This is a genomic window from Micromonospora sp. GCM10011541 (assembly GCF_042650725.1).
In the GTDB taxonomy this organism is placed as follows: Bacteria; Actinomycetota; Actinomycetes; order Mycobacteriales; family Micromonosporaceae; genus Micromonospora; species Micromonospora sicca.
In genome coordinates this window covers 1-1692 of record NZ_JBHSBP010000070.1, presented here as the reverse complement: position 1 = coordinate 1692, position 1692 = coordinate 1, and the positions used below count along the sequence as shown (strand labels likewise).

The 1692-nt window shown below is 58.4% G+C and carries 2 protein-coding genes; one reads left to right on the top strand and one right to left on the bottom strand.

Features of this window, described 5'->3' with window-relative positions:
- Window positions 1–45: 45 nt before the first annotated feature.
- The gene (locus ACFOYX_RS28005; protein ID WP_322444136.1) at window positions 46–264 is read right to left on the bottom strand and encodes a hypothetical protein; all 219 of its coding nucleotides are present in this window, start codon (window positions 262–264) and stop codon (window positions 46–48) included.
- A gap of 399 nt (window positions 265–663) precedes the next feature.
- Here ACFOYX_RS28005 and ACFOYX_RS28000 point away from each other — a divergent pair, with 399 nt between their 5' ends.
- On the top strand, window positions 664–1542 hold the full coding sequence (locus tag ACFOYX_RS28000; RefSeq protein WP_322444137.1) for a hypothetical protein: 879 nt from the start codon (window positions 664–666) through the stop codon (window positions 1540–1542).
- Window positions 1543–1692: the final 150 nt, after the last annotated feature.

Here is a 1692-nt window from a genome sequence, read left to right as displayed (position 1 = left end):
CGCTGCTTCACGTCTCAGGCACACCTTGACACGCCGACCGCCGCCCTAACTGAACGGCGTTGGTACTAGGTCATCGATCTGGCCGGCCAGGACGTAGACGTGCTCGGTCGCGGGCGCCGGGGTATCGCGCGCCCCGACATAGAGACCGACCTGGGGCAGCAGCAGCATCATCATCGCCGGCGGGCTGCCGTCCGCGGTGACCTCCACTGGCATCAGTCTCCCGTCGACCGGTCCACCCAAAAACCACACCTCTACTGCCGCCATCCAGCCATCATGCCGCCCCTCACCATGCTGGTGGGCACGCACCGCCGCGCCATGAACTCCGCAGCCCGCTGCGGCTCTCGGCCGGAGCGGACGCGCCAGTAAGCGACCTACCGCCGCAGGTGCTGTTGTTCATGGGATAGGGGGTCGTCCAGGTCGAGGCCGAGGACGGTCCGTTTGACCAGTCGATTTTTGCGCGTATGGACATAGTCTGGAAACGTGGGTTCTCGGCGAGAGGGCGTTAGTGCCCGTGTCAGGCTTCGGCAATGGCTGCTGGGAGGCGGGTCTGACAATAGTCGGCCAGCCAAGCTAGTTGCTCGTTGGAGCGCCATTCTTGGCGTAATCACTGCCGCTGCAACGGTTATGGCGTGGGTATGGCCAGACCCTGTGCCTCGGATCGAGATGACCTTCTACAGTCGAGGAAGCGACGGGACATTCAAGATTGGGGACGGATTCTCGATCGGTGCGTCGACAGAAGATTTGGAGAAGGGGTACATCGACGTGCCCCTAGCAATAGCAATCAGAAATGTCGGAGACCGGTCAATAGATGGCGCAAAAATGACGGTTCAATATCCTGCCGGCCTGAATGTCCAGGGGAAAGGGAGGCCGAAGATCGACCCGTCTGGCCATACTCTAATTTATGAGAAGCCACTGGAGGTGATCGAAAAGGACGAAAACTATACCGTTATTGAGCCGGTCGATACGCTGCGGATTAGGATCATCGTCGTCGAGGCGCCAGTGGTCGCTCTCTCTCGCGACGACGTACCGTTCTACTTTGCTGCAAAGTATTTTTCCCTGGTGGCGAGTAGTGCAGACGTGCCACCGTCGGGGATTACTGAGGAAGTCGTGCACTTCGGAATAAAAATTGTTGAACGCAATGGCGACACGATAGACGGTGTAGCGGAACTTCGAGTGCCATCCAAGCTGGAGATTAATCCGTACGGCGTGAAGGAAGAAGTGCGACCCGTGCCAGCAGGTTCTGACGTCGAGAACGTGCTATCTCTCTTGCGTGCCGGCGATGTGTCGGCGGCACCGCTTGTGCGCGAGATAAGGCCCGGCAAAGTAATCCGATACGAGGAGCGTTCCCTAGAAGGGAAGGTCTTTGGGCAATTGGTCTACGTGAACGACGCTCTAAAGGTGGCGTACGTAGACAAGGGTGATGACGGACATATCGACTACAGGCTCATTGACCCAGATGGCAATGGGACTTTTGACAGCAAAGGCCAGTACATGCAGCCATTTTCTGTGACTCACTGGAGCCCCGAAGCCTTCGCTCGATAGTCCTGACAAGGAGGCCAGCAAGAGCTGAGGTGCCGACGCTGGTTGTCTGGCATGGAACACGCCATAACAAATGCTCCGCCGACGGCAGGGCAGGTTCAGCCGGTCGTAACATTTGATCTTGGCGGTTGGGTGGGACAGGATGTTCCGCTG